We start from the raw sequence: 23,503 nt of genomic DNA, 5'->3' as shown, positions 1-23,503 counted from the left end.
AAAGAGGGTTTTTTGTATGTCAGTGCGCCTCTAGCCAATCGGTTCCGACACCCATTTCCACATCCAAGGGAACGGTAAGCTTATAGGCATTCTCCATCTCGGATTTCACCATGGACTTTAACTTTTCCAGTTCAGGTTTGTAGGCGTCGAACACCAGTTCATCATGTACCTGTAGTAACATCTTACTTTTAAAGCTGTCCTCTACCAGTTTCTTATGGATGTTGATCATCGCAATCTTGATAATATCAGCGGCACTTCCTTGAATCGGGGCGTTTACGGCATTCCTTTCCGCAGCACCACGTACCACCTGATTTCCCGCATTGATGTTCTTCAAATACCGACGCCTTCCCAGAACGGTCTGGACATACCCGTGCTCACGGGCAAAATCGATTTGGTCACTGATATAATTACGTAGCTTGGGATAGGTTTTATAATAGGTATCGATTAATTCCTTGGCTTCAGAACGCGAGAGGTCGGTCTGGTTACTGAGTCCAAAGGCCGAAACCCCGTAGATGATTCCGAAATTAACCGTTTTTGCGTTGCTTCGTTGCTCGCGGGTGACTTCCGAAATGGGTACATTGAAAACTTTGGAAGCGGTAGAGGCATGAATGTCCTCTCCATTTCTAAAAGCTTCGATCATCGTAGTTTCATCACTTAGCGCAGCGATGATTCGAAGTTCTATCTGGGAATAATCAGCAGCTAGCAGTACATGATTTTCATCCCTTGGAACAAACGCCTTGCGTACCTGGCGACCCCGTTCGGTACGGATGGGGATGTTCTGTAGATTGGGATTGTTGCTACTCAGACGCCCGGTAGCGGCGACTGTTTGCATGTAATCCGTATGTACCCGTCCTGTGGAAGGTTCCACCTGTTCGGGCAATGCATCGACATAGGTGCTTTTTAACTTGGTGAGTCCCCGGTACTCCAGAACATTTTGTATGATTTCGTGGTCTTTTGCCAAATATGAAAGTACGTCTTCCGCAGTGGAGTATTGTCCGGTTTTGGTTTTTTTGGGTTTGTCGACCAACTTCATTTTATCGAAGAGGATTTCCCCCAATTGTTTTGGCGAACCGATATTGAATTCCTCCCCGGCAGCTTCATAAATCTTCTTTTCAAGCGAGGCAATGTCACTGTTCAACTCATCGGAAAGGGACTCTAAAAATACTTTATCCAGATTGATGCCTTCTAATTCCATATCCGCCAACACCCTTAATAACGGAATTTCGATACTGTTGAAAAGCTCTTCTATCTTCGCCTCGGCCAACTCAGGTCGAAAGTGTTGTGCCAACTGAAAGGTGATGTCGGCATCCTCTACCGCATATTCGGTTTGCTGCTCCAAAGGCACATCGCGCATGCTCAGTTGGTTCTTTCCTTTTTTGCCGATCAGCTCGGTGATCGAAACAGGTGTGTAGTTGAGGTAGGTTTCTGCCAGTACATCCATGTTATGGCGCATATCAGGATTGATAAGGTAGTGGGCCAACATAGTGTCGAATAGCTTTCCTTTGACCGATAGGTCGTACTTGTGCAATACCTTGATGTCGTATTTGAGGTTTTGGCCAATTTTTTCGATGTCTTGCGACTCGAAGAAGGGGCGTAATTGCTCGATGATTTCCTGAGCCTCCTGCCTGTCTTCCGGAAACGGAATGTAGAAACCTTTTCCCGACTCCCAAGCAAACGCGATTCCTACCAATTCGGCTGTCAAGGGATTGATTCCCGTTGTTTCCGTATCGAAACACACAGAAGATTGCTGCAATAGATTCTGTATAAAGAGTTTCATTGCCATGCCCGGGTTGACAGTTTGGTAGACATGGGGAACATCTTTAATGGTCTTCCTGCTAGAGCTTTCCTTGATGGTGGCGGCGGCGTTGCCATCGTTGCCAAAAAGCGAAAACTGTCCGCTGCCAGCTGGCTGTGCCTGTTTTTTGGCCGTTTCGGTGCTGGTAACTTGGGTCTGCGGGGTATCTACTTCCCCAGAGAATATCTTTAGAAACTGGTCTTTGAGCCTCCTGAATTCAAGTTCCTCAAAAATCTCCTGCACCTTTTCGGCATCAGGAACCGAAAGTTCATAATCCTCAGCGTTGAACTTCACGTCACAATCGGTGCAAATGGTTGCCAATTTTTTGGAGAGCAGTCCCAGTTCCTTGTTTTGCTCTACCTTCGCCTTCATGGCTCCTTTGAGCTTATCCGTGTTTGCAAATAGATTTTCCATCGACCCGAATTCAGCAAGGAATTTCTTGGCCGTCTTGTCGCCGACTCCGGGTAAGCCCGGGATGTTATCACTCGCGTCGCCCATCATTCCCAAATAATCGATGACCTGTTCGGGCTTTTCGACACCGAAACGCTTTTGTACTTCGGGAATGCCCCAAATCTCGATGCCATTGCCCATACGGGCAGGGCGATACATGAATATATTTTCCGAGACCAGTTGTCCAAAATCCTTGTCGGGAGTTACCATGAAAACTTTGTAATCTTCCTTTTCGGCCTGTTTGGCCAAAGTACCGATGATGTCATCGGCTTCCCAACCCTCCAGCACTACGGAGGGAATATGCATGGCCTCTAGGATTTTTTGGATGTAGGGTATGGCGATTTGAATGGCATCGGGGGTCTCGTCGCGATTGGCCTTGTATTCGGCAAAAAGTTCGGTGCGTTCCACGCTTCCTCCCTTGTCGAAGCATACCGCCAAATGGTCGGGCTTTTCCCGTTTAATGACGTCAAAGAGCGAATTCATGAAACCCATGATCGCAGAGGTGTCCATACCCTTTGAATTGATTCTCGGATTTTTTATAAGGGCGTAATAGCCCCTAAAAATCAGGGCGTATGCATCGAGTAAAAAAAGTCGTTTTTGTTCAGCCATTGGAAGTGTTCTTGAAGGATATCAAAGCTACGAAGATTATCTACTTTACGGAAAATTTAGATGGTGATATAGGAACTTGCGGGATTGTTCCTATGCCCGACCTCGGAATAGGTCCTGTAGGTAAACCCAGGTTGAATGCAGTAGCCCCCTGTTTCGCCCTGTTTGTTGATGGCAATAAACCCTATTTGAAAGTCGGTATGGTCCTTATTTTTGGCTATGATGCGTCTTACGCCCTCTTCACAGGCCTCTTGGGGCGATTTTCCCTGGCGCATCAATTCTACGATCAGAAAACTCCCTACCGTTCGTACGACCTCTTCCCCGACACCGGTTGCCGTGGCCCCGCCTACTTCGTTGTCGACGAAAAGTCCGGCCCCTATAATGGGGGAGTCTCCTACCCGCCCCGCCATTTTATAGGCCATGCCACTCGTAGTGCAGGCTCCTGCGATATTCCCGTCTTGATCAATGGCGAGCATCCCGATAGTATCGTGGTTTTCAATATTGATAATCGGCCTGTACTCGGAGGTTTTTTTCCATTCCTGCCATTCCTGGCTCGATTTTTCCGTTAGCAAACGTACCTTTTTAAACCCCTTTTCATAGGCGAACTGTTCAGCTCCCTTTCCGGCCAGCATTACATGGGGGGTTTCTTCCATTACTTTTCGGGCGACCGAAACCGGGTGGGCTATGTTTTGCAGATAGAGCACGGCCCCGCAATTCCCATCCTTGTCCATGATACAGGCATCCAAGGTCACGTTGCCGTCGCGATCGGGTCTTCCACCTACCCCCACTGTCTGATTGTCCACGTCGGCTTCTTCGACCATCACACCCTGCTCTACGGCATCTAGCGCACTGCCACCTCTAGACAGAACCTCCCAAGCTTTTGCAGAGGCATTCATGAAATCCCAAGTGCAGATAACGATGGGCCGCAACGGATTGCCGGTTTGGGAAATCGCCGTCGTTTTTTTCTCTTGGCAAGAACCTAGCAAGGGGGTCGAGAGTAGCCCCGCGGTGGCTGCGCTGGAATTTTTTAGAAAGTTTCTTCTTTTCATGGATAGGATGGTTATTTTTAGTGCCTTAAATATAGGTAAATGCTCGTAGAAGTTTGTGCCAATTCCTTGGAGTCAGCACTGAATGCCGAAAAAGGCGGGGCCGATAGAATCGAGCTCTGTTCCGAATTGGGGGTAGGGGGAATCACTCCCTCCTACGGACTCCTAACGCTGGTAAGGGAACAAGTGTCGATTCCGGTTCACGTGTTGATCCGCCCTAGGGGTGGAGACTTCTCCTATTCCAAAATGGAATTCGAGATAATGAAAAAAGACATAGCAATTTGTGTTGATCTAGGTTTTGAAGGAATCGTATGCGGCGTACTACTAGACGATTTTTCGTTGGATGAAAAGCGCACCGAAGCCCTCGTAACGGCAGCCGAAAACCTTTCGTTTACTTTTCACCGGGCCTTCGATTGGGTGAACGACCCCTATGTGACCTTACGACGGTTGGAAGCTATGGGTGTTGCAAATATTTTGAGTTCCGGGCAGCAAAAGAGTGCCTTGGAAGGGATAGACCTACTGCATGATCTGCATCGAGAAGCCACGACTAGTACGATCTTGCCGGGTTCGGGAATTAGTTTGGATAATGTGGGGCTGTTTCGGGAAAGGGGATTCAAGGCGATTCACTTATCGGGCACAAGGGTTCGGCAAAACATACAAGGTACGCCTAAAATCCCGATGAGTGCTGGTCGGTATGTAGCGGACGGTTCGGTGCAATTGACCGACACAGAACTGATACAAGCAGTAGTATCGAGCGTTAAATAAAACGAAAAACGGCTACTGGCCAAAAGATGTAGTGATATATTTGCCAAAAAAAGAATGCTCCGTTGGATTATCTTTATCGCTATCTATCTTATCCTAGGATTTTATGCCTTGCAGGCGATTAAGACTACCACCCGCTATCCTTGGGTGTATTATGCCTTTATTGCCTTGTCACTTTTGGTATTGGGTAATTTTGTGTACCAGTTCACCGTTGGGGAAGAACCTGGAAGGGTTTTAAGCAGACCAAAAAGCTATGCATTTGGGCTGTTGCTCACGATGCTTACCTTTAAATTGATTACCGTTCTATTTTTATTTTCAGAGGATATCTTTAGGTTGTTGGCAGGTGCCTATGCAAAAATATTCGGGAGTGCCAAGGAATTCAACCTCCCCCAGCGCAGACGTTTTTTAAGCCTTATGGCGCTGGGTATTGCGGCGGTTCCTTTCGGAGCGCTGTTGATGGGTATGTACAAGGGTAAGTATAATTATAAAGTCTTACGCTACGAAATGGAATTCGATGATTTGCCCGAAGCATTTCATGGGTACAAAATCACCCAAATTTCCGATGTGCATAGCGGTAGTTTTGACAATAGGGAGGAAATCGAATATGCGGTGGATTTGGTGAACCAACAGCAAAGCGATGCTATACTTTTTACCGGGGATCTGGTAAACAACAAAACCGAGGAAATGTATCCATGGAAAAATCTTTTCGGAACGCTTGCTGCCAAAGACGGTGTGTATTCTGTACTGGGAAACCATGATTATGGCGATTATGTTCCTTGGGAAACACCCGAGGCCAAGGCAAAGAACCTAGAGGAGCTTAAAGATTTGCAAAGGGAAATGGGTTTCGATTTACTGCTCAACGAGAGCCGCTATTTACAAAGGGGTACGGACCGTATTGCGTTGATCGGGGTCGAAAACTGGGGTAAGGGCGGATTCAAAAAGGCCGGGGACCTAGATAAGGCAACAGCGGCAATTTCCAAAGATGATTTCAAAATCTTGATGAGCCATGACCCCTCACATTGGGAGGAACAGGTAATTCCGCACGACTACCACTATCATATTACTTTAAGTGGCCACACACATGGGATGCAGTTTGGCATAGAGATTCCCGGATGGATTAAATGGAGTCCGGTAAAATGGCGATACAAGCAATGGGCAGGTATCTATGAACAAGGAGGACAGTTTATTAACGTGAATCGTGGTTTTGGTTTTCTTGGGTATCCGGGCCGGGTAGGTATTTGGCCCGAGATTACGGTGATTACCTTAAAAAAGAAATCCTTAACATGATTTTAACTCGTTCTGCGTAGCACAAAACCTCCCGTTGGTACAGCAATTTCACATTTTTTACTACATTTGGCCTATAACCCAATGATATACCTATGTCAAAATTTGGTGAACTGATAGATACTAAAGTTCCCGTACTGTTGGATTTCTACGCAGAATGGAACGAACAATCTACCTCGATGCATCCGGTCTTACGCGATGTTGCGGCCGCTTTGGGCGATAAGGGAAAAATTATAAAAATCGATGTCGACAAGAACAAGGAGCTATCCCAAGCTTTGCGGGTAAAAGGTTTGCCAACCCTAATGATATACAAAAAAGGGGAGATGGTCTGGCGACAAAGCGGAGAACAAGATGCGAATACTTTGATCGGAATCTTGAACGAATACGTGTAAGCCATAACAACTTACCATACCGATTCGCTATTTTCCTCTAGAATGAAGGCACAATATCATTAGTGTCCGCTAGAAATTGACGCGGTCATCTTAGCTGCTATCTAAGCTTATTTACTTATGTAATTTACGAACCGTGTCCGCTATCGTTTTAAGCGGCATCCATATCCTTCGATTTGGCGGGGTAAAATCAAAAAACAGTAATCCTCAATTTTCTTCCGGGACCAAGACCGAATCCTGTACGCTCGTTTCTACCTTGGTATTATCCACTGTGTTGGTGTCGGATACGGGAACGGTGTCGATCAAGTCAGGGTCGCTATCCAATACCGGAGGTTCTTCCTCCAGCAATTCGTTTTGATAGAAGTGACTAAATTTGTCGATGTACTCATTAAATACCAAAGTCTCTTTTTCGGCAAGTTCACGGTCATCATTGGCAATTAGGATATCGATATTTCTACGGTAGGCTTCCATGTCGGCTATGACCTCATCGATTTTACCATATTGCTCATCAAGGGTAGTACCTGCGTAGTAGATGAGTCGTTCTTGGTAAATGGTTTTTAATTTTTCAAAGAGGGCACGTGCCTTGGAGGTTTCGCCTACCTTATAATATCCATCTATAAACGGTTCCACAAACGTATAGTACCCGAAGTATTCCACGGGCATTTTTTCCATGGCCAAATCGATGATCTCCTTGGCCCTATCGGTTTTGTTTTCGTCCAATAGTTGTTCCACCAACCTCGCTAGGTTTCCGCGATAGGAAAGTCCCTGAATCCTGGTCTGCGGGTCGTGATATATATCCGGGCTTCCCGAATTTCCCCAATCCCATTTTTTTACGATATCGTACATTAGGTCCGAATCGATTCGTCCCATTTCAAAACTACTCTTCCGTTCGGTTCGTATAGGAACAAGTTTGTACGCCATACCATCCAACTGCAAATAGTCTTTCATCCAGATATACTCTGAATCGTCGAAGCTTCCGCCAGAGAAATAAATGGGGCGTCTCCAATCGTTATTGGCGATGATATCAAGCATCATCATACTCTTTTTGGTTATGGCGCTAGTTGGCAAGTCGATATCTATGAAATCGACAATTAAATCGGCATCCTTTTGCTTTACTAAACCGCTCTCCAACACGTTTCGTTTATTAACGGGAATGCGAATTTTGTTGGTGGGATAGTACACGATGTTAAGACTGTTTTCGGAATAGGCCTCCAAATCGGCATTTTGCTTTTGTATGATGTGCTTGAGCTTGGTCTGCGATTTGTCACTATCGATCCAATTGATAAAGTCCTTGATCATCCACCGGTTTTTTGATAGCTCCCTGTTGAACAGCGGGTCTACATTTTGATAATACAGTACATCCCTTGAGCCCCATCGGTATTTGTCGTGGCCAATCTGGGAAGGAATCGGATCGCTCTCATATGCCTTCTTTTTCATTTGATCGATATACCAGTCGGTTTCGAAAAGGCTGGTACAAACGATGCGCACATCGGTTCGATAACCCTCTATTTCCTGGGCATACCAAAGAGGAAAGGTATCGTTGTCCCCTATAGTGAACAGAATGGCGCCTGCATCTTTTTGACAGGAGTCCAAATAGGCTTTGGCGGAGGCATTCGCTGTAAAGCGATTGGAGCGATCATGATCGTCCCAATTTTCATAAGCCATCACCGTAGGAACTGCCAACAGGCAAACGAAGGTTACGGCCGGAGCCAATATTTTAGGGGTCAAGTATTGTTTCAGACCGTCGAACAGGCCGTAGACCCCTATGCCGATCCATATAGCAAAGATGTAGAAGGACCCTACTAACGAATAGTCACGTTCCCGTGGCTGAAAAATGTAGGGATTGGTGTAGAATTGTATGGCAATTCCTGTGAACATAAAGAACACGAAGAGTACCCAAAATTGTTTCGGATTCTTTGATATTTGGAACACCAGTCCGATAATCCCCAAAATAAGTGGTAAAAAATAGTAGGTGTTTCGAGCCTTATTTTCGAGTACCTCGGTCGGGAGATTATCTTGGCTTCCCAAACGAATGCCGTCGATAAAACCGATGCCGCTCAGCCAGTTGCCCTCTCCATTATATCGGCCCTGCACATCGTTTTGTTTACCCGAAAAATTCCACATGAAGTAGCGCCAATACATGTAGCCGAACTGGAACTCGAACATGTATTGAATATTCTGCCACAATGAAGGTGGTTCTACCTCTAGATAATCGCCAAAGCGACGGATAAAACTAATATACTGGTCCGCATCGATTTCCCCATTGTCAAAACCGGTCTTCACCTGCTCGACCGCCTTTCGAAGCTCATCGTTATTTTGGGTCATCCTAAAATCGAGCCGCCCGAAGTACCTCATATAATTTTCTGCGTGTTGGCCACTCCACATTCGGGGCAGCAGTCCCGTATGTTTTTCGTTAGGACCGAAATCGGCATCCTTGTAATAGTTTACGATTACATATTTCCCTGCTTTTTCATCTTTTTCGTATTTGGGTTTTCCATCCCTTTTCTCTCCTTGGGGAGCAAACATATCGGAATAATAGGCGCCGTATACGGGACTATCGGTACTCGGATACTGTTCCCTATTGTAGTAGGCCAACAGGGATCGTGCATCTTCCGGATTGTTCTCGTTGATCACCACTTTGGCATTGGCACGTATGGGCAACATCAACCAAGAGGAAAATCCTAGAATCAGGAACATAAGGCACAGGATAATGGTATTGGCGGTTCTGAAATCATTCTTTTTAGTATACCGCAGACCGAAATAAAAGGTAGCGATAAAGAGGAGCCCCATGATGATCGTTCCTGAATTAAACGGGAGTCCAATACTGTTGATAAAGAAAACCTCGCTCCAACCGAACAGCTTCAATACGTAGGTGAGCGAAAACTTATAAACGAGCATCAAAATGCCCACCACGGCAATATTGGCGATAAGGAAGTTGGGGACGGTCGTGGTCTTGTATCTTTTAAAAAAGTACAGCAATCCTATGGAGGGAATGGCTAAAAAGCCCATAAACTGTATTCCAAAGGTGAGTCCCACAACGAAAGAGATGAGTACGATCCAGCGATTTCCACGGGGGTCATCCAAAGTATCGGTCCATTTGAGACCCAACCAAAGTAGGAGCGCCATAATAAAACTGGCCATTGAATAGACTTCGGTTTCCACCGCGTTGAACCAAAAACTATCCGAAAAAGTAAATGCCAAACTTCCTATGAGTCCGCTTCCTAAAATCGCAATAGCCTTGCTATTGGTTATCGGTTCCGACTTTGCAATCAATTTTCGGGTGAGATTGGTGATGGTCCAAAACATAAAAAGAATGGTAAAGGCACTGGACACTCCCGAAACATAGTTGACCATTCGGGCTACCTGTTCGGGTTCAAAGGCGAACATTGCGAAAAAGGCCCCGATCATTTGAAGCAAAGGAGCTCCCGGTGGATGTCCTACCTGCAATTTGGCCGAAGTGGCAATGTATTCCCCTGCATCCCAAAAACTATTGGTCGGCTCAACGGTAATAGCGTAAACGATAAGGGCAATAAAAAAGACGGACCATCCAAGGATACGGTCCCATTTTTCAAAGTTCGTTGCAAACATGAAGTCTATGGTTTTACCAATGGGGCGAATTTACTAATTAAAATAAATATGGGGCTGGAATTTTGATAAAGCTTTAACAACGCTCAAAGCGTATTTTTTATTGGAATCTATATCAAAATGTTTGTGCAAACCAAACTTTGTTCTAAATTTGCACGCTCTAATACGGAACTTGTTTTCGTTTTGGTAATGGCCCATGGTGTAATTGGCAACACAGCTGGTTTTGGTCCAGTCGTTCTAGGTTCGAGTCCTAGTGGGCCAACTTAAAATTGAAATAAGTCCCGATGCCGATTGGCATCGGGATTTTTATTTGTACCCTATGAATCCTTTTCCGGTGGTCTTCTTTCCGCTTCTTCCGAATCGCTACCCTCATCACCGGTTAGGCCCCCCGGAGCGATACCTGCGTTACCCGATTGGATAGTATCCGGAACATCGCCAATATCGTTGATAAGGGCCACCGGGTTTTTCTCGTGTAATATATCTTCCGCTTGGTTTCGTTCCCTTATTTCCTCGTCGATCTCATCCAGTAGCGTACCCATTTTGCGTTTATCTTTGATCATCGCCCAGGTCATCACCAAACTGGTGGCGATAATTACGAACAGCAATACCCCTGATTCGAAGGTTGCGATCTGGGCTTGTTTGGGAATCGCATAGAATAACAACACGGTTATCAACCCCCTTGGGGCAATAAATAGTTGGGGAAGAATGTCGCTTCCAATAAAGACGCGGAGAATCACAAAGCGAATGGCATAAATCGAAGCGATGATTAATACGCTGATCAAGACGACGTTTAAGCTGTACAAGGAGGCAATGGCAATAGTGATACCAAATATGACAAAGAAAAAGGTGCGTACGATAAAAGCTGTTTCCAAGGTAATGATATGAAGCTCATGGTAGATTTGATCCATCCTTTCCTTATCCAAAAATATGGCCGTCTTTCCCGGAAAGAAGAGTTTAATGTTCTTGACGATCAGGCCAAAAATCAAAATGATGATAAGCGACGAGAGGTGCAATTTCTTTCCAATGGCGTACAGCAATAGCAGTACGGAAATCAACAGGAACAGCTTCGCCTGGCTTTTGATTCTTTGAAAAATGAGGATGATGGCATAACTGGCTACGATGGCAATGACAATCGTGAGTACGATGTTGCCCGCAAAACTTCCCAGTCCGGCATCTTGGGCAGGGTCGAATTCGGCCGCTAAAAAATAGAACATCATGATTCCCATGATATCCGAGAAGGTGCTCTCGTAAATATGAAATTCTTTCTTCGATTCCGAAAGTCCGCCTACACTTGGAATGATAATGGCACTGGAGAGAATCGATAACGGAGTAGCGTACAGCCAGGCCGATGCCATGGTCATATCGGGAATAAATTGATAAATAATTAGTGCGGCCACCCAGGCCGACGCTACGAGACCGATAAGGGCGATGGCCATCGATTTAAGAATGGGTACAAGTTTCTCCCGTTTTAATTCGAGCTCCAAGGCGGCTTCCAAGACGATCATGATAAGCCCTACGGTACCCAAAATCTCCAAGGAAGCTTCAAAATCAGGAAGTCTTTGTACAAAGTATTTCAGTACATATTGTAAAATGACACCTAGTACGATAAGCATTAACACCGAGGGAATGTTGGTTTTTTTAGAAATGCCGTTGAACCAAAACGACAGGATGACGATAATCGATGCCTCTATTATGACATTGTAGGAAGATAGGATGTCCATGCTTGGTCGGTTTAGATGAATTAAGAATAAATGTACTACATTAACAGCAATCACGGTGATATTATTGTCACTGGGAAGGAATCGCATGGACGTTTCTATCCTTTGGATACAGTTGTTTCCCAATCGTTGGTTTTTACGGTCCGAGATCTGAACCATCTATTGTAGAAATCAATAAAAAATATGTATATTTGCACCACTGAAAGGATATTTAAGTATTCATGAGGGGACATTAAGTCCTCTTTTTTGTTTGCTGGAATTTCTTTTATCTGCGTCAAGTACGAAGTAAAAGAGACCAATCGAACAACTTACTTTGAAAGTGAAACCGGGTGAAAACGAATATCCAAAGGGGAACGAAAGAGGGTCAAATTTTAAGGCAGATGTTAAAAGACAAGGTAACTACTCTTTTAAACGAAGCGCTCGCTGAGGAAGCATCGTTGTTTTTGGTCGACTTTTCGATGGGAGCCGACAACAGGATAAAAGTGGTACTGGACGGTGATCAAGGGGTAACATTGCAGGACTGTATGAAAATCAGCAGGGCCATTGAGCACAATCTAGATCGCGAAGAAGAGGATTTTTCACTGGAGGTGACCTCCGCAGGGGCTACTACGCCTATGACCATGCCAAGGCAGTATGCCAAGAATGTTGGCCGAAAGTTGACCGTCGTAACCGCCGAAGATAGTTTCGAGGGCAAGCTCGCCTCTGTTACGGAGGACGGAATTGTGTTGGAATGGAAAGCAAGGGAACCCAAACCTATTGGGAAAGGGAAAGTGACCGTGCAGAAAAAAAAGGAAATTGTTTTTTCCGATATCAAAGAAGCAAAAGTTATATTGAAATTTTAATTGTAGTACAATGGAAAATATTGCGTTAATCGAGTCTTTCTCGGAGTTTAAAGACGACAAATTCATAGATAGGGTGACGCTCATGGCCATTCTGGAGGATGTTTTTAGAAGTGCTTTGAAAAAGAAGTTCGGGTCCGACGACAATTTCGACATTATCATCAACCCCGATAAGGGCGACTTGGAAATTTGGCGCAATCGGGTCGTTGTGGAGGATGGGGAAGTAGAAGACCCCAATGAGGAAATATCGCTCAGCGAGGCCCGTAAAATTGAACCCGATTTTGAAGTAGGGGAAGACGTTTCCGAAGAAGTGAAGCTGATCGATTTGGGAAGAAGGGCGATTCTCGCGTTGCGTCAAAATCTGATTTCAAAAATCCACGAGCACGACAATACCACCATTTACAAGCAGTTTAAAGATTTGGAAGGTGAGATATATACCGCCGAAGTACACCACATACGTCATAAGGCCATTATTTTATTGGATGATGAAGGTAACGAGATAATTCTGCCAAAAGATCGGCAGATACCTTCGGACTTTTTTAGAAAGGGCGACAATGTGCGTGGGATCATCGAAAGTGTGGAATTAAAGGGAAGTAAACCCACCATCATTATGTCACGAAGCTCCCCCAAGTTTTTGGAGCAACTTTTCTTCCAGGAGATTCCGGAAGTATTTGACGGACTGATCACTGTAAAGAAAGTGGTGCGAATACCTGGAGAAAAGGCAAAGGTTGCCGTTGATTCCTACGACGACCGTATTGACCCAGTGGGTGCCTGTGTCGGGATGAAGGGGTCTAGGATACACGGAATCGTCAGGGAACTGGGCAATGAAAACATCGATGTCATCAACTGGACCGGGAACCCTCAGTTAATGGTGACAAGGTCGCTTAGTCCGGCCAGGGTTTCCTCGGTAAAATTGAATGATGAAAAGATGACTGCACAAGTATACCTGAAACCGGAGGAGGTTTCCAAAGCGATTGGTCGGGGCGGACACAACATACGATTGGCCGGGCAATTGACAGGGTACGAAATCGATGTGTTCCGTGAAGGGGTTGAAGAAGATGTGGAACTTACGGAGTTTTCGGATGAAATCGATAGCTGGATCATCGAGGAATTCAAAAAAATAGGGATGGATACTGCAAGAAGTATCCTGGAGCAAGATGTTGATGAGTTGGTGAGACGAACCGATCTTGAGGTGGAAACCATCACCGAAGTGGTGCGGATACTAAAAGAAGAATTGGAAGAATAGCTATATTAGCGACGAATAAAAGAATTTAGGGAATAAAGATTTATGGCAGAAAATGCAAAAATAAGGCTTAACAAGGTCCTGAGGGAGCTTAATATTTCGTTGGACAGGGCTGTCGATTACCTTGCCTCACAAGGTCATACTGTTGAGGCCAGGCCGACCACCAAAATTTCCAATGAGGTGTATCAAGTGCTTCAAGATGAGTTCCAGACCGACATGAGCAAAAAAGTTGCATCGAAAGAGGTAGGCGAAGAGAAGCGGAAGGAGAAAGAAGCCATACGGGTACAATTGGAACAGGAACAGGAAGACAAACGGTTACAAAGGGAGAAAAGGGCCGCTGCTACCTCGGAAAGAGTAATTAAGGCAAAGGCCGCCGAGCTAACCGGACCCAAAACGGTCGGTAAAATTGATTTGGATGCACCTAAAAAGACTGCAACAAAACCTACGGAAGAAGAAAAGGCCGTATCCCCATCGGAAAAACCTGCGATAGAAAAGTCTACCGAGACAATAAAGGCAAAGACCGATACTGTCAAGGATGCTGGGGAAGTACAAGCCGAACCTGAAAAGCTCACCACCCAATACCAGAAGCTTTCCGGACCCAAGATCATGGGCGACAAGATAGATTTGGCGAAGTTCGAAAAACCCAAAAAAAAGAAGGAAGACGCCAAGTCATCGGATGGTCCGGGTAAAGATCGGAAGAAGAGAAGAAAACGGATTATCAGCAGCACCGGAGGTGCCGGTAGCGACCGCGGAAGACCAGGGCAAAGAAAAGGAGCGGTCCAACGTTTTGGAACACCAAAAGTTGAACCTTCCGAAGAAGACGTGCAAAAGCAGGTACGGGAAACCCTCGAAAAACTACAGGGAAAATCCAAAAAAGGGAAAGGAGCCAAATACCGTAGGGATAAAAGAGACCAACACCGCCAGCAGACCGAGAAAGACCTTGAACAGCAAGAACTTGAAAATAAGATTCTTAAGGTAACCGAGTTTGTTACGGCAAGTGAAGTGGCGACTATGATGAATGTTTCCACCACAGAGATTATATCGGCCTGTATGTCGTTGGGTATGATGGTAACAATGAACCAACGTTTGGACGCAGAGACCTTATCGATCGTTGCCGAGGAATTTGGATATGAAGTGGAGTTTGTTACCGCTGAAATTGAGGAGGCCATCGAGGAAGTCGAAGACGCTCCGGAAGATTTGAAGCCTAGGGCTCCTATAGTAACGGTGATGGGTCACGTAGATCACGGAAAGACCTCGCTATTGGACTATGTAAGGGAAGCAAACGTAATCGCCGGGGAAAGCGGTGGAATCACACAACACATCGGCGCTTATGGGGTGACCCTCGGAGACGGGCAGAAAATCACCTTCCTCGATACGCCGGGTCACGAGGCTTTTACGGCTATGCGGGCTAGAGGGGCGCAGGTGACCGATATCGCGGTAATCGTTATCGCTGCAGATGACGATATCATGCCACAGACCAAGGAAGCAATTAGCCACGCGCAGGCAGCGGGCGTACCCATGGTATTTGCAATCAATAAAATAGATAGGCCTACCGCAAATCCCGATAAGATAAAGGAAGGTCTTGCCAATATGAATCTTCTGGTAGAGGATTGGGGCGGTAAGATACAATCACATGATATCTCTGCAAAAACCGGTGACGGGGTCAAGGAATTGCTGGAAAAAGTATTGCTTGAAGCAGAATTGCTCGAGTTGAAGGCCAATCCCGATAAATTGGCCTCAGGAACCGTAGTGGAAGCCTTTCTGGATAAGGGACGTGGTTATGTTTCGACCATACTGGTACAGGCCGGTACGCTCCAAATCGGGGACTATGTGCTTGCAGGTACCCATAGTGGAAAAGTGAAGGCGATGTACGATGAACGCGGCAAAGAAATACAGAAAGTAGGACCGGCCGCTCCAGTGTCTATTCTAGGCTTGGATGGCGCTCCTCAAGCAGGGGATAAGTTCAACGTGCTTGCCGATGAACGGGAAGCGAAGCAAATCGCCTCTAAAAGAGCGCAATTGTTCAGGGAGCAATCAGTACGTACGCAACGCCATATTACCCTCGATGAAATTGGAAGACGTATCGCCCTGGGCGACTTCAAGGAGTTGAACATTATCCTCAAGGGCGACGTGGACGGATCTGTAGAGGCTTTGACCGATTCGTTCCAGAAACTCTCGACCGAGGAGATACAGGTAAATATCATCCATAAAGGGGTAGGGGCAATTACAGAATCCGACGTGTTATTGGCTTCCGCCTCCGATGCGATTATTATAGGATTTAATGTCCGTCCGATGGGGAATGCCAGGGATATTGCCGATAAGGAGGAAATCGATATTCGAATGTACTCCATTATTTACGATGCCATCAACGATTTGAAAGATGCGATGGAAGGCATGTTGTCCCCGGAAATCAAGGAAGAGATTACCGGGACCGCCGAAATCAGGGAGACTTTCAAAATCTCTAAAGTGGGTACGATTGCCGGATGTATGGTGACCAGCGGAAAAATATTCCGTAACGCGGGAATCCGTTTGATTCGTGATGGGGTAGTGGTCTACACTGGCGAACTGGCATCCTTGAAACGTTTTAAGGATGATGTCAAAGAAGTCTCAAAGGGTTATGATTGTGGATTGCAGATCAAAAATTACAATGACATCCATGAAGGAGATATCGTGGAGGCCTTCCAGGAAGTTGCGGTCAAGAAGACGCTGAAATAGCCGGAAAGCAAAACCCAATGGTACTCATGCGTTTCTCGTAACAGACTTATTACAAAGGGAATAAAGAACAAAATCGACCTTAACGGGTCGATTTTTTTGGTTTCAATAACATCGCATCCGGATATTTTTGACGCACTTCGATAAACTTGCGTTCCGCTTCTATCCGTGTTTTGAAGCGGCCCAAACGGACCCTGTAGGTAGGGGAATCAAAATCGATTTTTGAGGGCATCAAGGGGAAATCCTGCTCTACTTCCGACTTAATGCGTTGCGCTTTATCGTAGGAGCCAAAACCGACCTGAATTCGATAATAGTCAGCATCTGAAATGACTGATTTATATACTTCCAGGAGCTCGGTAATTTTATCGTCTTGTTGAATGTTTATTTTACCTTTTTGGGCATTGACGGACAAGGTTCCAACTGCAATAATGATACTGTATACAAGTGTTTTCATAGAAACTGCTAACTTAGGAAAAAGTATGGCTAACAAATGTAAATTTTTAAAGATCAAACAGAAATAAATTTGACTTATTTAGAACAATTATAAATTAGAAATTATCAAACCTTTAAGATTTCCCAAATAAAGTCTATGTCTTATTTTTGCAAGCAATTTGGGTAGTGATAAAGCCAACCTATAATCATTACGTAATTATAGGAAAAATCATGCCAGGATTAGGATTGAAATATGCTACTTATGAGAAAGGTTCAGTACCGCAATCAAATTACCAAGTTCCTTGGTTTAAGTTTTTTAGTCTCCTTCATTTTTACCGTTTCCGTTTCTGCACAGGATGATACCGCTGAGGTAGCGGAAACGCCTGTCGCCGAAACAGCGGAAGCATCGGCCGGCGGGGATCCCGTTAAAGGTAAATCCCTTTTCCAGCAAAACTGTGCCGCGTGTCATGCCCTTAATCGAAAGATGACCGGACCCGCTTTGGCGAATGTCGAAACCAGATTGGCCGAGGAAGAAGGTTTGGATAAGGAGTGGCTCTATGCGTGGATCAAGAACAGCCCGGGAATGATAAAGTCCGGTGACGACTACGCTGTTCGTATATACAACGAATACAATCAGGCGGCCATGACCGCTTTTCCGACCCTTTCGAATGCCGATATCGATGATATCTTGGCCTACACGGCGGCGCCTCCTCCGGCAGCCGCTACTGCCGCCGCTCCAACAGAAGTTCCTGGTGGTGGGGGAGCCCAGCCCAGTGGCATATCCAATGAGATTATTTTAGGGGCATTGGCCTTGGTGTTCGCCTTGCTGATTTTTATGCTCTACTCCGTCAACAAAACCCTGAGGAGGGTCATGGCGGCCAATGACTTGGAAGTGGAACAGGAGGCTGCACAAAAACGTACGCCAATTTGGAAAGCCTTCGCCCAAAATCAGTTTTTGGTATTGGTTACGGTCATCTTTTTACTGCTCGGCAGTGCCTATTTTGCCTACGGATGGATGATGCAGGTGGGGGTAGATCAGGGATATGCGCCCATTCAGCCCATCCATTATTCCCACAAGATTCATGCAGGGGCAAATAAAATTGAATGTAAGTATTGTCACTCTTCCGCACGGGTTTCAAAGCATTCCGGAATACCTTCCTTGAATGTTTGTATGAATTGCCATAAGTCGATTTACGAATACACGGGAGGTCCCGACGGTCCAAGCCAAGAGGATTTGGCGAATGGGTACACCAATGAATTCTACACTAACGAGATAAAGAAGCTTTACAAGGCCGTTGGTTGGGACGAAGAGAACCAAAAATATACAGGAGAAAGTCAGCCAGTCGAGTGGGTAAGAATCCATAATCTTCCCGATTTTGCCTATTTCAACCATTCGCAGCATGTTTCCGTTGCCGGTATCGAATGTCAAACCTGTCACGGACCGGTAGAAGAGATGGAAATCATGTATCAGTACTCATCATTGACCATGGGTTGGTGCATTAATTGCCACCGAGAGACCAATGTGAAGGTCGAAGGCAACGAATACTACGAAAAAATACACGCGGAGCTTTCCAAGAAATATGGGGTTGAGAATCTAACTGCCGCGCAGATGGGTGGTTTGGAATGTGGAAAGTGTCATTATTAATCACAACAAGCAGCTAAATACAGAAATAAACGTATGGCATCAAACAAAAAATATTGGAAGAATGAAGCGGAATTAAATCCGAACGATTCCATTGTTGAGGCGCTGAGGCAAAACGAATTTGTTGAGGAAATCCCAGTGGATGATTTTTTGGGAGACAAACAAAATTTGTCTACTTCCAATACGAATCGTAGAGACTTCCTGAAATATGTCGGTTTCAGTACCGCTGCGGCCACTTTGGCCGCTTGTGAGGGTCCTGTTATCAAATCCATTCCCTATGTGGTGCAACCCGACAGAATTGTGCCGGGGGTTCCAAATTTTTATGCCACCACGATTGCAAATGGTTTCGATTTTGCCAGTATTCTAATCAAAACCCGCGAAGGGCGACCAATAAAAGTAGAGAACAATACCGAAGCCAAGGTTGCCGGGGGTGCCAATGCCAGGGTCCAAGCTTCCGTGTTGGGCTTATATGATAGTACCAGGCTGCAAGGCCCTATAGCCAACGGAGAGCCTATTGAGTGGCAAGCGTTGGATGCTGCGGTAAAGTCTAAATTGGGTTCTTTGCAAGGTTCCGGAAAGCAGGTGGCTTTATTGACCCAGACCTATGCGAGTCCGTCAACTTCACGATTGGTAGCCGAATTCAAGGCCAAGTACGGCAATGTAAACCACGTAACGTATGATGCTATTTCGGAAGATGCGGCATTGACCGCTTTTGAGGCGCGATATGGTGAGCGGGCCTTGGCGGATTATGATTTTGAAAAGGCAGAGATCATTGTCTCTTTTGGAGCCGATTTTCTGGCCGACTGGCAAGGGGGTGGCTATGACAGTGGTTACTCCAAAGGGCGTGTGCCCAAGAACGGAAAAATGTCTCGCCACGTACAGTTTGAGGCGAATATGTCGTTGACCGGGGCCAATGCCGATAAACGCGTGCCCTTGACACCGTCGATGCAGATGATCGCTTTGGCGAAGCTCTATGCCAAACTGAACGGAACCAGTGCGGGTGGGGAGCTTCCGCAAAATGTAGAAATGGCCATCGAGAATGTAGTGGCCCAAATAAGAAAAAATAAAGGTGGGGCCGTCGTAGTCACTGGAATCGATGATATAAATGCCCAAGCGGTGGTACTGGCCATTAATGAAATGTTGGGAAGTAAGGCCTTTGATACAAAAGCACCTCGCTACGTACGTCAAGGAAGCGACAAAGCGGTAAACGCTTTGGTCGCCGACATGAAGGCTGGTAAGGTAGGTGCCTTGATCATGGATGGTGTCAATCCTATGTACACACTTCCAAATACCGCTGATTTTGCGGAGGGCATTCAGAATGTAGACCTGTCCGTGCTATTCTCCACCAATTATAACGAAACCGCCGAAGTTACCCAATACACCGCTGCAGCGAATCATTATCTGGAATCTTGGGGCGATGCCCAAATCAAAAAAGGGCATTACAGCCTTATGCAACCTACCATCAGGGAGCTTTTCGATACGAGACAGTTTCAGTCTTCCCTTTTGAATTGGATGGGAAGCGATAGTAGTTATTATGATTACATCAAGGAAACTTGGAATACGTTTATATTAAGCGGCAATGATTGGAACAAGGCATTGCATGACGGTGTCTTTGCAGCTTCTTCCGAGGCGACAACGAATGTAGAAGATGCGGCATCAGTGGCAGACCCCATGATGGTCATGACCGATACCGATAAAGAGGAGGCTGATCAATCCGAGGAAACGGAAATGGAGCCTGCAACTTCCATTTCAATAGACTCCGCAGTACGCAGCTTGGCGAATGCCAATACCGCAGGAATGGAGCTTACACTGTATTCGAAAGTAGGCATGGGCGACGGTCGACAGGCCAACAACCCTTGGCTACAGGAATTCCCTGATCCGATTACCCGGGTCACTTGGGACAATTATATTACCATTTCCAAAGCAGACGCGGAAGAAATGGGATTTGTAAACGAACATGTCGCAAACGGAGGTTTGGACGGCAGTTATGCCAATGTAAGCGTGAATGGGGTTGCAGTAAACAATGTACCCGTCATTATTCAGCCCGGGCAGGCAAAAGGTTCTATAGGCCTATCCATGGGATATGGTAAAAAAGCCGGGATGAAATCTGAAATGCAGACAGGGGTGAACGCCTATCCGTTGTATCAAAACTTTAAGAGTATTCAATCCGTTACCGTTGAAAAGGCTGCGGGCATGCACGAGTTTGCTTGTGTGCAGCTGCATAAAACATTAATGGGTCGTGGTGATATCATCAAAGAAACTACCTTGCAGATTTTCAACACCAAGGACCATTCGGAATGGAACCACGTACCACAGGTATCATTGAATCATCAAGAAGTTCCCGCGACATCGGTAGATCTTTGGGACAGTTTCGACCGTTCCATTGGGCATCATTTCAATATGTCGATCGATTTGAACGCCTGTACAGGATGTGGAGCTTGCGTTATTGCCTGTCATGCCGAAAACAATGTCCCTGTAGTAGGAAAGAAAGAAGTGCGAATGTCCAGGGACATGCATTGGTTACGTATCGACCGATACTACTCTTCGGAAGATAGTTTTGAAGCGGACAATGTGAAAAAAGAGGAATTGGACGGCTTATGGGGCGAGAAAGGTTCCTTAAGTGGTTTCGGTGAAATGGAAGACCCGTCTACCAATCCACAAGTGGCGTTCCAACCGGTCATGTGCCAGCACTGTAACCATGCGCCTTGCGAAACGGTGTGTCCCGTTGCAGCCACTTCGCACAGTCGACAAGGGCAAAACCATATGGCCTATAACAGGTGTGTTGGTACAAGGTATTGCGCCAATAACTGTCCGTACAAAGTACGTCGTTTCAACTGGTTCCTATACAACAACAACGACGAGTTCGATTATTATATGAACAACGATTTGGGTAAGATGGTCGTGAATCCCGATGTGAACGTTCGTTCACGTGGGGTCATCGAGAAATGTTCGATGTGTATTCAAAAGACCCAGCTGACCATTTTAGAGGCAAAACGGGAGGGCCGTTTGATCAAGGATGGTGAGTTCCAGACCGCTTGTTCTTCCGCATGTAGTAATGGGGCCATTGTTTTTGGTGATGTGAACGATACCGAAAGCAAGGTGGCCGAGTTGGCGAAAAGTGACAGAATGTACCACTTACTGGAGCATGTTGGGACGAAGCCAAATGTATTCTACCATGTAAAGGTGAGGAATACCAACGAAGCATAAAAAACAACCAATACAATAAGTTAAGTAACTATAATCTACATCTATGGCGTCGCATTACGAAGCACCAATTAGAAAACCCTTAGTAGTTGGGGACAAAGGCTACCACGACGTAACCGTGGATATTGCCGCTCCAGTGGAGGGAAAGGCCAATAAACACTGGTGGATTGTTTTTTCCATTGCCTTGGTGGCGTTTCTATGGGGTGTGGGCTCAATTATTTATACTATTTCTACAGGTATCGGTACTTGGGGGTTGAATAAAACCGTAAACTGGGCCTGGGATATCACCAACTTTGTCTGGTGGGTAGGTATCGGTCACGCGGGAACCCTTATCTCTGCCGTACTCTTGTTGTTCCGTCAGAAATGGAGAATGGCAATCAACCGCTCTGCCGAAGCTATGACCATCTTCTCGGTGATACAAGCGGGCTTGTTTCCCATCATCCACATGGGTCGCCCTTGGTTGGCATACTGGGTATTGCCGATTCCTAACCAATTTGGGTCTTTATGGGTAAACTTTAACTCGCCCTTGCTTTGGGACGTGTTTGCGATATCTACCTATCTGTCCGTATCCCTAGTGTTTTGGTGGACAGGTTTGTTGCCCGATTTCGCCATGATCCGGGATCGTGCGGTATTGCCGTTCCAAAAGAAAATATACAGTTTATTGAGTTTTGGATGGAGCGGACGCGCCAAGGATTGGCAGCGTTTTGAAGAAGTGTCGTTGGTATTGGCTGGTTTGGCCACACCACTGGTACTGTCCGTACACACCATTGTATCCTTTGACTTTGCCACCTCGGTAATCCCTGGATGGCATACTACGATTTTTCCGCCTTACTTTGTGGCCGGAGCGATCTTTTCCGGTTTTGCCATGGTGAACACGTTATTGATTATCATGCGAAAGGTCTGTCATCTGGAGGCCTATATCACCGTACAGCACATCGAATTGATGAATATCGTAATCATGATTACGGGTTCGATCGTAGGCTGTGCATACATTACCGAGTTGTTTATGGCTTGGTATTCCGGAGTGGAATATGAGCAGTACGCATTTCTTAACAGGGCTACCGGTCCCTACTGGTGGGCTTATTGGGCAATGATGACCTGTAATGTATTCTCGCCACAGTTCATGTGGTTCAAGAAATTACGTACCAGTATCATGTTCTCGTTCTTTATTTCGATCGTAGTGAACATCGGGATGTGGTTTGAGCGTTTTGTAATCATCGTGACTTCCCTTCATCGGGATTACCTCCCTTCTTCTTGGACGATGTTTTCACCAACCTTTGTCGATATCGGGATTTTTATCGGAACCATTGGGTTTTTCTTTGTATTGTTCCTTTTGTATGCGAGAACTTTCCCGGTTATCGCCCAGGCAGAGGTCAAATCGATATTGAAATCTTCGGGAGAACGGTATAAGAAGCTCAGGGAGGCAGGGAAACCTCTTTATACAATCGAAAAGCTAAAGGTTGACACCAAGAAGGCAGAGCCGATAACCGATGACGTACTCATGGGCGAAGTGGTGCCGACGGTGGGAGACAAGGTTGGCGTGAGCGAACTCCTGAGTACTATAGGAACATTTGATCCTGCAAAAGAAACCGCCGATGACTTGAAAAAGATTAAAGGGGTTGGGCCAAAAATGGAAGAGACCTTGAATGAGATCGGTATTTTTACCTACGCTCAAGTAGGTCGAATGACCGAAAGGGAATACGATTTGTTGGATTCGTTGACGGAGGCCTTCCCAGGAAGGGCGCAAAGAGATGATTGGGCCGGTCAGGCAAAACAGTTAAACGCTAAAAAGTAAG

At 45.8% G+C, this 23,503-nt stretch carries 14 protein-coding genes and 1 tRNA gene; 10 read left to right on the top strand and 5 right to left on the bottom strand.

The genetic code is table 11. The features are described 5' to 3' along the window. Positions 1-19: 19 nt before the first annotated feature. Both polA and FK220_RS03530 read right to left on the bottom strand, forming a co-directional pair. Positions 20-2,854: a DNA polymerase I gene (polA, locus tag FK220_RS03535; protein WP_152572892.1), complete on the bottom strand. Its 2,835-nt coding sequence runs from the start codon at positions 2,852-2,854 to the stop codon at positions 20-22. A gap of 56 nt (positions 2,855-2,910) precedes the next feature. Then, on the bottom strand, positions 2,911-3,900 hold the full coding sequence (locus FK220_RS03530; RefSeq protein ID WP_152572891.1) for an isoaspartyl peptidase/L-asparaginase family protein: 990 nt from the start codon (positions 3,898-3,900) through the stop codon (positions 2,911-2,913). Positions 3,901-3,939: 39 nt separating this feature from the next. On the opposite strand from FK220_RS03530, the gene FK220_RS03525 reads away from it, so the two are divergent. The 3 genes from FK220_RS03525 (at position 3,940) to FK220_RS03515 (ending at position 6,335) form a co-directional block, all read left to right on the top strand. Continuing rightward, the gene (locus FK220_RS03525; RefSeq protein ID WP_152572890.1) at positions 3,940-4,662 is read left to right on the top strand and encodes a copper homeostasis protein CutC; all 723 of its coding nucleotides are present in this window, start codon (positions 3,940-3,942) and stop codon (positions 4,660-4,662) included. Positions 4,663-4,716: 54 nt separating this feature from the next. After that, entirely contained in the window at positions 4,717-5,946 is a 1,230-nt protein-coding gene (locus FK220_RS03520; RefSeq protein ID WP_152572889.1) for a metallophosphoesterase, read from the top strand. A 92-nt stretch (positions 5,947-6,038) separates the two neighbouring features. Next, entirely contained in the window at positions 6,039-6,335 is a 297-nt protein-coding gene (locus tag FK220_RS03515; protein WP_152572888.1) for a thioredoxin family protein, read from the top strand. A 204-nt stretch (positions 6,336-6,539) separates the two neighbouring features. Here the strand turns inward: FK220_RS03515 and FK220_RS03510 are convergent, their stop codons facing one another. After that, complete coding sequence (locus FK220_RS03510) at positions 6,540-9,920, bottom strand: DUF2723 domain-containing protein (protein WP_152572887.1); 3,381 nt, start codon at positions 9,918-9,920, stop codon at positions 6,540-6,542. Positions 9,921-10,107: 187 nt separating this feature from the next. Here FK220_RS03510 and FK220_RS03505 point away from each other — a divergent pair. Next, positions 10,108-10,179: transfer RNA gene (locus FK220_RS03505), tRNA-Gln, on the top strand. 55 nt (positions 10,180-10,234) lie between these two features. On the opposite strand, the gene FK220_RS03500 is transcribed toward FK220_RS03505, so the two are convergent. Then, positions 10,235-11,638: a cation:proton antiporter domain-containing protein gene (locus FK220_RS03500; protein WP_152572886.1), complete on the bottom strand. Its 1,404-nt coding sequence runs from the start codon at positions 11,636-11,638 to the stop codon at positions 10,235-10,237. A gap of 377 nt (positions 11,639-12,015) precedes the next feature. Here FK220_RS03500 and rimP point away from each other — a divergent pair, with 377 nt between their 5' ends. From rimP to infB, 3 genes are read left to right on the top strand one after another with little or no spacing between them, the layout of a single operon-like run. Next, on the top strand, positions 12,016-12,477 hold the full coding sequence (gene rimP, locus FK220_RS03495) for a ribosome assembly cofactor RimP (RefSeq protein WP_152572885.1): 462 nt from the start codon (positions 12,016-12,018) through the stop codon (positions 12,475-12,477). 10 nt (positions 12,478-12,487) lie between these two features. Continuing rightward, positions 12,488-13,720, top strand: coding sequence for a transcription termination factor NusA (gene nusA / locus FK220_RS03490; RefSeq protein ID WP_152572884.1), 1,233 nt, complete (start codon positions 12,488-12,490; stop codon positions 13,718-13,720). A 42-nt stretch (positions 13,721-13,762) separates the two neighbouring features. After that, a complete protein-coding gene (gene infB, locus FK220_RS03485) occupies positions 13,763-16,432 on the top strand; it encodes a translation initiation factor IF-2 (RefSeq protein WP_152572883.1) in 2,670 nt (889 codons plus the stop codon). Between the two features lie 79 nt (positions 16,433-16,511). On the opposite strand, the gene FK220_RS03480 is transcribed toward infB, so the two are convergent. After that, positions 16,512-16,883, bottom strand: coding sequence for an SPOR domain-containing protein (locus FK220_RS03480; protein ID WP_152572882.1), 372 nt, complete (start codon positions 16,881-16,883; stop codon positions 16,512-16,514). Positions 16,884-17,123: 240 nt separating this feature from the next. Here FK220_RS03480 and FK220_RS03475 point away from each other — a divergent pair, with 240 nt between their 5' ends. Genes FK220_RS03475 through nrfD form a run of 3 tightly spaced genes read left to right on the top strand, consistent with a single transcriptional unit; the run spans position 17,124 to position 23,502 of the window. Continuing rightward, the gene (locus FK220_RS03475; protein ID WP_152572881.1) at positions 17,124-18,506 is read left to right on the top strand and encodes a cytochrome c3 family protein; all 1,383 of its coding nucleotides are present in this window, start codon (positions 17,124-17,126) and stop codon (positions 18,504-18,506) included. 33 nt (positions 18,507-18,539) lie between these two features. Continuing rightward, positions 18,540-21,710: a TAT-variant-translocated molybdopterin oxidoreductase gene (locus FK220_RS03470; protein WP_152572880.1), complete on the top strand. Its 3,171-nt coding sequence runs from the start codon at positions 18,540-18,542 to the stop codon at positions 21,708-21,710. A 43-nt stretch (positions 21,711-21,753) separates the two neighbouring features. Continuing rightward, a complete protein-coding gene (gene nrfD / locus FK220_RS03465) occupies positions 21,754-23,502 on the top strand; it encodes an NrfD/PsrC family molybdoenzyme membrane anchor subunit (protein ID WP_152572879.1) in 1,749 nt (582 codons plus the stop codon). Position 23,503 lies beyond the last annotated feature (1 nt).

Origin of the sequence: Pelagihabitans pacificus, from assembly GCF_009371985.2 — a bacterium.
Taxonomy (GTDB): Bacteria; Bacteroidota; Bacteroidia; order Flavobacteriales; family Flavobacteriaceae; genus Pelagihabitans; species Pelagihabitans pacificus.
Note: the sequence above shows the minus strand (reverse complement) of the source record. Positions and strands in the feature narration are given on the sequence as shown.

Bases quoted from the DNA above. Each gene is read 5' to 3' on its own strand.
- polA (WP_152572892.1), bottom strand. From the start codon at position 2,854: ATGGCTGAACAAAAACGACTTTTTTTACTCGATGCATACGCCCTGATT.
- FK220_RS03530 (WP_152572891.1), bottom strand. From the start codon at position 3,900: ATGAAAAGAAGAAACTTTCTAAAAAATTCCAGCGCAGCCACCGCGGGG.
- FK220_RS03525 (WP_152572890.1), top strand. From the start codon at position 3,940: ATGCTCGTAGAAGTTTGTGCCAATTCCTTGGAGTCAGCACTGAATGCC.
- FK220_RS03520 (WP_152572889.1), top strand. From the start codon at position 4,717: ATGCTCCGTTGGATTATCTTTATCGCTATCTATCTTATCCTAGGATTT.
- FK220_RS03515 (WP_152572888.1), top strand. From the start codon at position 6,039: ATGTCAAAATTTGGTGAACTGATAGATACTAAAGTTCCCGTACTGTTG.
- FK220_RS03510 (WP_152572887.1), bottom strand. From the start codon at position 9,920: ATGTTTGCAACGAACTTTGAAAAATGGGACCGTATCCTTGGATGGTCC.
- FK220_RS03500 (WP_152572886.1), bottom strand. From the start codon at position 11,638: ATGGACATCCTATCTTCCTACAATGTCATAATAGAGGCATCGATTATC.
- rimP (WP_152572885.1), top strand. From the start codon at position 12,016: ATGTTAAAAGACAAGGTAACTACTCTTTTAAACGAAGCGCTCGCTGAG.
- nusA (WP_152572884.1), top strand. From the start codon at position 12,488: ATGGAAAATATTGCGTTAATCGAGTCTTTCTCGGAGTTTAAAGACGAC.
- infB (WP_152572883.1), top strand. From the start codon at position 13,763: ATGGCAGAAAATGCAAAAATAAGGCTTAACAAGGTCCTGAGGGAGCTT.
- FK220_RS03480 (WP_152572882.1), bottom strand. From the start codon at position 16,883: ATGAAAACACTTGTATACAGTATCATTATTGCAGTTGGAACCTTGTCC.
- FK220_RS03475 (WP_152572881.1), top strand. From the start codon at position 17,124: ATGAGAAAGGTTCAGTACCGCAATCAAATTACCAAGTTCCTTGGTTTA.
- FK220_RS03470 (WP_152572880.1), top strand. From the start codon at position 18,540: ATGGCATCAAACAAAAAATATTGGAAGAATGAAGCGGAATTAAATCCG.
- nrfD (WP_152572879.1), top strand. From the start codon at position 21,754: ATGGCGTCGCATTACGAAGCACCAATTAGAAAACCCTTAGTAGTTGGG.